The organism is Raoultella sp. (assembly GCF_039594335.1).
Classification (GTDB): domain Bacteria; phylum Pseudomonadota; class Gammaproteobacteria; order Enterobacterales; family Enterobacteriaceae; genus Klebsiella.
Window position 1 is genome coordinate 1 of the sequence record NZ_JBCNNS010000190.1, and the last position, 6,144, is coordinate 6,144.

At 55.0% G+C, this 6,144-nt stretch carries 7 protein-coding genes; 3 read left to right on the forward strand and 4 right to left on the reverse strand.

What is annotated here, in order from left to right; all coding sequences use genetic code 11:
- The first annotated feature begins 477 nt into the window (after positions 1 to 477).
- Positions 478 to 879 (forward strand): DNA-binding protein StpA, encoded by a 402-nt coding sequence (stpA, locus tag ACZAHD_RS20865; RefSeq protein WP_462458456.1) that lies wholly within the window; start codon positions 478 to 480, stop codon positions 877 to 879.
- Between the two features lie 84 nt (positions 880 to 963).
- On the opposite strand, the gene ACZAHD_RS20870 is transcribed toward stpA, so the two are convergent.
- The 3 genes from ACZAHD_RS20870 to ACZAHD_RS20880 all read right to left on the reverse strand — a co-directional run bounded on the left by ACZAHD_RS20870 (position 964) and on the right by ACZAHD_RS20880 (position 2,067).
- Positions 964 to 1,143, reverse strand: coding sequence for a hypothetical protein (locus ACZAHD_RS20870; RefSeq protein ID WP_462458457.1), 180 nt, complete (start codon positions 1,141 to 1,143; stop codon positions 964 to 966).
- Positions 1,144 to 1,236: 93 nt separating this feature from the next.
- Positions 1,237 to 1,758, reverse strand: a complete 522-nt coding sequence (locus ACZAHD_RS20875; RefSeq protein ID WP_462458458.1) for a rhodanese family protein — start codon at positions 1,756 to 1,758, stop codon at positions 1,237 to 1,239.
- 9 nt (positions 1,759 to 1,767) lie between these two features.
- The gene (locus ACZAHD_RS20880; RefSeq protein ID WP_462458459.1) at positions 1,768 to 2,067 is read right to left on the reverse strand and encodes an ArsR/SmtB family transcription factor; all 300 of its coding nucleotides are present in this window, start codon (positions 2,065 to 2,067) and stop codon (positions 1,768 to 1,770) included.
- A gap of 250 nt (positions 2,068 to 2,317) precedes the next feature.
- Between ACZAHD_RS20880 and ACZAHD_RS20885 the strand changes: the two genes are divergently transcribed.
- The gene (locus ACZAHD_RS20885; RefSeq protein WP_462458460.1) at positions 2,318 to 2,914 is read left to right on the forward strand and encodes an undecaprenyl-diphosphatase; all 597 of its coding nucleotides are present in this window, start codon (positions 2,318 to 2,320) and stop codon (positions 2,912 to 2,914) included.
- Between the two features lie 7 nt (positions 2,915 to 2,921).
- On the opposite strand, the gene ACZAHD_RS20890 is transcribed toward ACZAHD_RS20885, so the two are convergent.
- The gene (locus ACZAHD_RS20890) at positions 2,922 to 4,718 is read right to left on the reverse strand and encodes a sigma-54-dependent Fis family transcriptional regulator (RefSeq protein ID WP_462458461.1); all 1,797 of its coding nucleotides are present in this window, start codon (positions 4,716 to 4,718) and stop codon (positions 2,922 to 2,924) included.
- A gap of 250 nt (positions 4,719 to 4,968) precedes the next feature.
- Between ACZAHD_RS20890 and ACZAHD_RS20895 the strand changes: the two genes are divergently transcribed.
- A partial coding sequence (locus tag ACZAHD_RS20895; RefSeq protein WP_462458462.1) for an aldehyde dehydrogenase family protein occupies positions 4,969 to 6,144 on the forward strand: 1,176 nt, incomplete at its 3' end.

Below are 6,144 nucleotides of genomic sequence, written 5' to 3' on the forward strand. Positions count from 1 at the left end.
TTTTTTTGTGCGGAGATGGGCTGGTGCGCGCGAAGCCACGATTGTGCCGACTACCGTCTGAAATCACGTTTCAGCGTGATTATTGCTACATTTAGAATAATTTATGCCATAAAGGCTATATAAATAGCGTTTTATTCTGTTTTTATCTTTGATGTATATTCGGTTTTCATGCATGTACATTCACTGATGGGCTGTTGTGGTATCATGACTTTGTCAGGCAAATTCCGCTAACCTGTTGACCATGCAGGTAATATGCAGACTTGAGATAATTTTGCGGCTTTTTATCTTATTCAAATTAGCTGTAAATTAATTCACGGTCTTAATTGGATACCTGTCGGGGCTATTTTAAATAAAAGATTAACCTCGCGGTCTGAATATATTTATCCAATGCCATTTAAAGTGGTAATAACTCAATGAATATATTAGAGTATCTCACTAGTATTATCTTATATACAATTTAGGGTTGTTTAATCGTTTATGTCTTTAATGTTACAAAAGTTGAATAATATCCGCTCGCTGCGGGCAATGTCGCGTGAATTCTCCATTGACGTACTGGAAGACATGCTGGAAAAACTCAGGGTCGTTACTGAAGAAAAACGGTCAGAGCTGCAGTCTACCCTGCAACAGCAAGCTGAATACCAGGAAAAAATTAATACCTGGCTGGAATTGATGATTGCCGACGGTATTACGCCAGATGAGCTGGTCTCGCAGAATTCAGAACCATCGACGGCGGCGAAAAAACGCCTGCCACGACCGGCAAAATACCGGTTTACCGATTTTTCCGGTGCGCAAAAAATCTGGACCGGCCAGGGGCGTATGCCGAAGCCGATCGCCCGTGCGATTGAGGCCGGTGCGACGCTGGAAAGCTTTCTGATTTAAGCGTAAGCGAAAATGATATTCGGCAGGGGCTAAGGCTGCTGTCGGATAGCGAAAGAAGACCGGTGGGGAATCCCACCGAGGGTATTAGCAAACGCCAAAATCACCTTCTTCTTTATAAGGTGTGACGTCGGTGGGCTTCAGCGTATATTTCTCACCCTGTTCATTACTGGCCTGCACGGCGACAATATGATCTTCACCGACGGCCACAATCTTGAGTTTTGGTCCGCCCATACGGGGCTGAACCAGATCACCTACTGAATACATTGTTTTTCTCCTCTGGCATGGATAAATGCCGCTGTTCGTTTTCACTTTAGCGCAACTGAATATCAGCATACAACAAGCCAGAAGCCTCAGGCGTCAGCATCGGTTCCAGGGCATGGCGGCCAACAGGCGCGCCATTCCGCAAAAACCGGTGATACCGGCGAAGGTTAAGCCGGCGCCGACGAAAGCGCTGAGCAGGAAAAAGCCGCTACTGACGCCATAGCCCAGCACCACACCCAACAGAATGAGTACGCCTGCGGCGATTTGCACCTGACGCATTAACGGCAGCGCCTGTGTTTTATCCTCGTTGACGGGTAACCCCGCAGCTTTCCAGGCCTGAATACCGCCGGCCAGCAGTTTGACCTGCGCCGGAGCTGCCGCTGCCAGCAGACGAATGGCATTATTTTGTGTACGCGATCCCGCCTGACAATGAAAAATCACCGTTTCATCCGCTGTTGTATGCAGCGTTGCGCCGTTGTTCAGGGCTGACAGCGGCACCAACTCGGCATCGGGGATATGCTCGCGGGCGTATTCATCGGCATCGCGAATATCGATTAATCTGGCCCCCTGAGCGATTTGCGCCCGGGCCTCTTCAGGAGAAAGGGTGGCGATAGTCATGACGGCTCCTTATGGGCAATAAATGGTCTTCAGTGTGCTGATGATTTGCTGAACCGCAGGGTGGGCGATGAAGTAGTGGATACGTTGCGCTTCGCGCTCACTGCTGAGCAGGCCTTCATCGCGCATGCGCGCCAGATGCTGCGAGGTGGCAGAAGGACTCAAACCGGTGATCCGCGCCAGTTCGCCTGCGCTGGCGCGCGGCGTTTCGCACAGCATGCACAGAATCAGCAGCCGGTTCGGATTGCTCATGGCTTTCAACAAGGCGGCGGCTTCTCCGGCGCTGGACTGCAGTTGTTCTGGTGTATTCATGTATTTTAGTCTTTTCTAAATTTAGATAATTCTAAAATAAAAAACGGTGCGGCGCCAGAGCAGAAAATGCCGTTGCCGGTAGCGCAGAAAATTCGGGCCATCATTGATGCGCGGCTCGCCGGATTGCCGCAGGCGATCCGCCAGACCGGGGCTCATCAATAAAGCAGGTTATCTCTTCGGCACGGGGTTAAGCGTAACTTAAGAGAGAATCGCGATAATGACAGTAATATGACTGGCATGGACCCTCGCAATGAACAGACTCGAAACGGTTAACCAAAGCGTTTTTCTGGCACTGAATGCTCAGCCGGGGACGTCGGATATCCTTCTGGCGCTGGCCAGCTTTTGCGCAAGCGGAATTATCTTTATCGTTCCGGCTATTGTGCTCGGTCTGTGGTTTTTAGGCGGTCGCCAGGGACACAGGGAGGCGCTGTTTTGCACGCTGAATATTCTGATGGCGCTTGCACTAGGCTATCTCTGCGGTTCGCTGTGGTTCCACCCCCGGCCGTTTATGGTGCCGCTGGGCCATACCTGGATCAGCCATCCGGCGGATAACGGCTTCCCCAGCGATCATGGTGTGGTGATGTTCAGCGCGGCATTTGCGCTGCTTTCGCTGCATTTACGCAGCCTGGGGCTGTTTGTCCTGCTCGCATCGTTACCGGTGGCCTGGTCACGTATTTTCCTCGGGGTCCATTTCCCGCTGGATATGGTGGGCGCAGCGGCGGTCGCGGCGGTGGCCGTTTGGCTGAGCAAAGGGGTCTGGCAGGCCTTTGGGCTGGCAATGGTGCGGATTTGCGAAGCCATCAGCCAGCGCATGTTTTCCTGGCTGCCGGTCCGCTTTACGCCGTAGCGATCGTTTAGTTTCTTGTCCGCGCGGCGCGCCGGTAGAGTGTGCTGCGTGCGATTCCCAGGGCCTGCGCCGCTTTACTGACGTTACCGTTATATGTCGACAGCGTGTCGGCAATCAACTGCGCATCGTGCTGCTGCAACCCGCGCGACGGAGCCGGAACCGGGGCTGACTGGTACTCGGCCGGTAAATCCTCCACTTCCAGCTGCTCCCCTTCGTCAGCCAGCGCCAGCAGCACCTTCATCAGGCTTTGTAGCTGGCGCACGTTGCCTGGCCAGGGAAGGGTGGAGAGGTGTGTCAGGAGCGCGGGCGAGAGCCGTACCTGGCGCGCTTCGGCACCGAGGGTTTGCCAGAGCTGCTGAAGAAACGTCGGCAGCCGTGGCCATTCGCGCAGCGGCGGAATGGTGAGGGCGAACTCGCGCAGGCGATAGAGCAGATCCTCGCGAAACGTACCGTCGGCAACATGTTGCATCAGGTTACGGTGGGTGGCGCAAATAAGCGCAAAGCTGACCGGGGCGCTCTGGCTGGCGCCGAGGGGCGTAACCTCTTTTTCCTGTAGCACCCGCAGCAGTCGGGTCTGAAGCAGCATCGGCATATCGCCAATCTCATCGAGAAACAGCACGCCGCCGTCCGCCTCGCGAATTTTACCAATATAGCCATTCTTACTGGCGCCGGTAAAAGCGCCAGGCTGGTAGCCAAACAGCTCAGATTCAATCAGCGATTCGGGAATCGCCGCGCAGTTGATTGCCACAAATTTACCGTGACGCCAACGGCTGTGCTGGTGAAGCGTGCGGCTGACAAACTCTTTGCCGCATCCGGTTTCGCCCTCGATACACAGGGCAATGCCGGCATTCAGCAAACGCACCATCTTCTCCCCCTCACGCTGACTGGTGAAAGGCAGTTCGATGGCCGGCAGCGTCGGCGCCGGTGCTGGAGCCGGTACTGCAACGTGGGTACGGGTTGGCGCGCGTAAACGGTAGTAATAGGTTTGTCGCTGGAGAGTCAGCGGCAACGGAACATTCACCGCCGTTTGCGTCAGCTGAGGAAACAGCTGCTGAAAGGTGATGTGGCCGAGTTGTCCACTATCCAGACCCAGATCGCGCATCGCCAGGCGGTTTCCGGCGGTCAGCACGTTATCGGAAAAGACCAGCAGCAACTCTTCAACGCTGTCGAGTTTGTGGGGTTGAAGGTGCAGGCTCATCAGCCACTGCTGCGGATGGAGACTCTGTTTTACCCACAGATATTCAATCTGCTTGGCGGCTTCTTTGACCCACGTCAGCGTGTGGGGGTGGGGGAAGTGGGCCGGGCCGGAAATATCCAGCACGCCGGCAATTTTTCCGTCCGGACTCTGCACCGGCATCGCGGCGCAATAAAGATCCTGATTGCGGGTAAGGAAGTGCTGGCGGCCATCGATTTCGCAGCTGTCGTCAATAGCCAGCGCGGTACCGATGGCGTTGGTGCCGCGCCCACTCTCGCTCCACAGGTTTCCGGGAGCCAGCGCGAAGCTTTGCGCTTTCTGCATCGCGTGCATGTTGCCGAAGGTTTGCAGTACCAGACCGCTGGCGTCAGAGAGGATGACCACCGACTGGAGATCGTTCACTTTACGCGACAGGGTGTTCACCACCGGCTGGGTCAGTTGCTGTAACCGGGCATGGCTGGCCAGCGCATCCGCCAGCTCGCCGGAGCCCAGGCGCGGGAAATCGTCTGTCGCCGGATCCAGGCCGTACTGCTGACTACGAAACCAGGAATCGCTGAGCAACGGGCTGGTTTTTACCTCGGGATCGAGGGTAAACGAATTGCCTTGCACGGAGCACCTCATGGTCGGATGGGTAATGTTGCAATATTGTAGCTTTATAGTTTCTCATGTGTTGCGATTTGCGACACATAAGCAAAATTATGTCCCCATGCGACACAGGATTATATCTTAACAATTTGAATTATTTGAATATTTATTCCTGCGATAAATTTGGCATAACCTCTGCATAAGCTTCTGTGCAGCAGGCAACAGCAAAAAACCAATACGCCGCTGCGCCTCAACCCTACAGAAGGAGATTGCAATGCGTTATGCACATCCTGGCACCCCGGGCGCCTTAGTTTCATTCAAGTCCGCATACGGTAACTATATTGACGGCCAATTTGTCGAACCACTCGGCGGCGAATACTTTATGAACACCTCCCCCGTGGACGGGAGTGACATTGCACAATTTCCCCGCTCCGATGCCAAAGATATCGACTTTGCTCTTGATGCCGCGCACCGCGCCGCAGAAGCCTGGGGGAAAACATCGGTACAGCATCGTTCCAACCTGTTGCTACAGGTCGCCGACCGGATTCAGGAGAACCTGGAATATCTAGCGGTTGCTGAAAGCTGGGACAATGGTAAACCGGTACGCGAAACGCTGAACGCCGATTTGCCGTTGGCGGCCGATCACTTCCGCTATTTTGCCGGCTGTCTGCGGGCGCAGGAGGGGAGTACGGCGGAGATTGATGAAACCACCGTGGCTTATCACTTCCATGAACCGCTGGGCGTGGTCGGGCAAATTATTCCGTGGAACTTTCCGCTGCTGATGGCGGCGTGGAAGCTGGCGCCAGCATTGGCGGCGGGGAACTGCGTGGTGCTCAAGCCGGCAGAGCAGACGCCGCTGAGCATCACGCTACTGCTGGAAATTATTGGCGACCTCTTACCGCCGGGCGTCCTGAACGTGGTGCAGGGCTTCGGCAAAGAGGCCGGTGAAGCGCTGGCAACCAGCAAGCGTATTGCCAAAATCGCCTTTACCGGTTCCACGCCTGTCGGACGGCATATTCTGGCCTGCGCAGCGGAGAACATTATCCCCGCCACCGTTGAGCTGGGCGGCAAGTCGCCAAATATCTATTTTGCCGATGTGATGGACGGAGAAGAAGAGTTTATCGAGAAGGCGGTTGAGGGGCTGGTGCTGGGCTTCTTCAACCAGGGCGAAGTCTGTACCTGCCCATCGCGTGCCCTGATCCATGAATCCATCTACGAGCCATTTATGGCGCGGGTTATGGCGAAGGTGGCCGAGATTCGCCGCGGCGATCCCTTTGACACCGACACCATGATCGGGGCGCAGGCGTCACGCCAGCAATTCGATAAGATCCTGTCGTACATTAAGATTGCCCGCGAAGAGGGGGGGCAGATCCTGACCGGCGGAGAGCGCGCCAGTATTGCGGCAGAACTGGATAATGGTTACTACATTCAGCCCACCCTGATTAAGGGG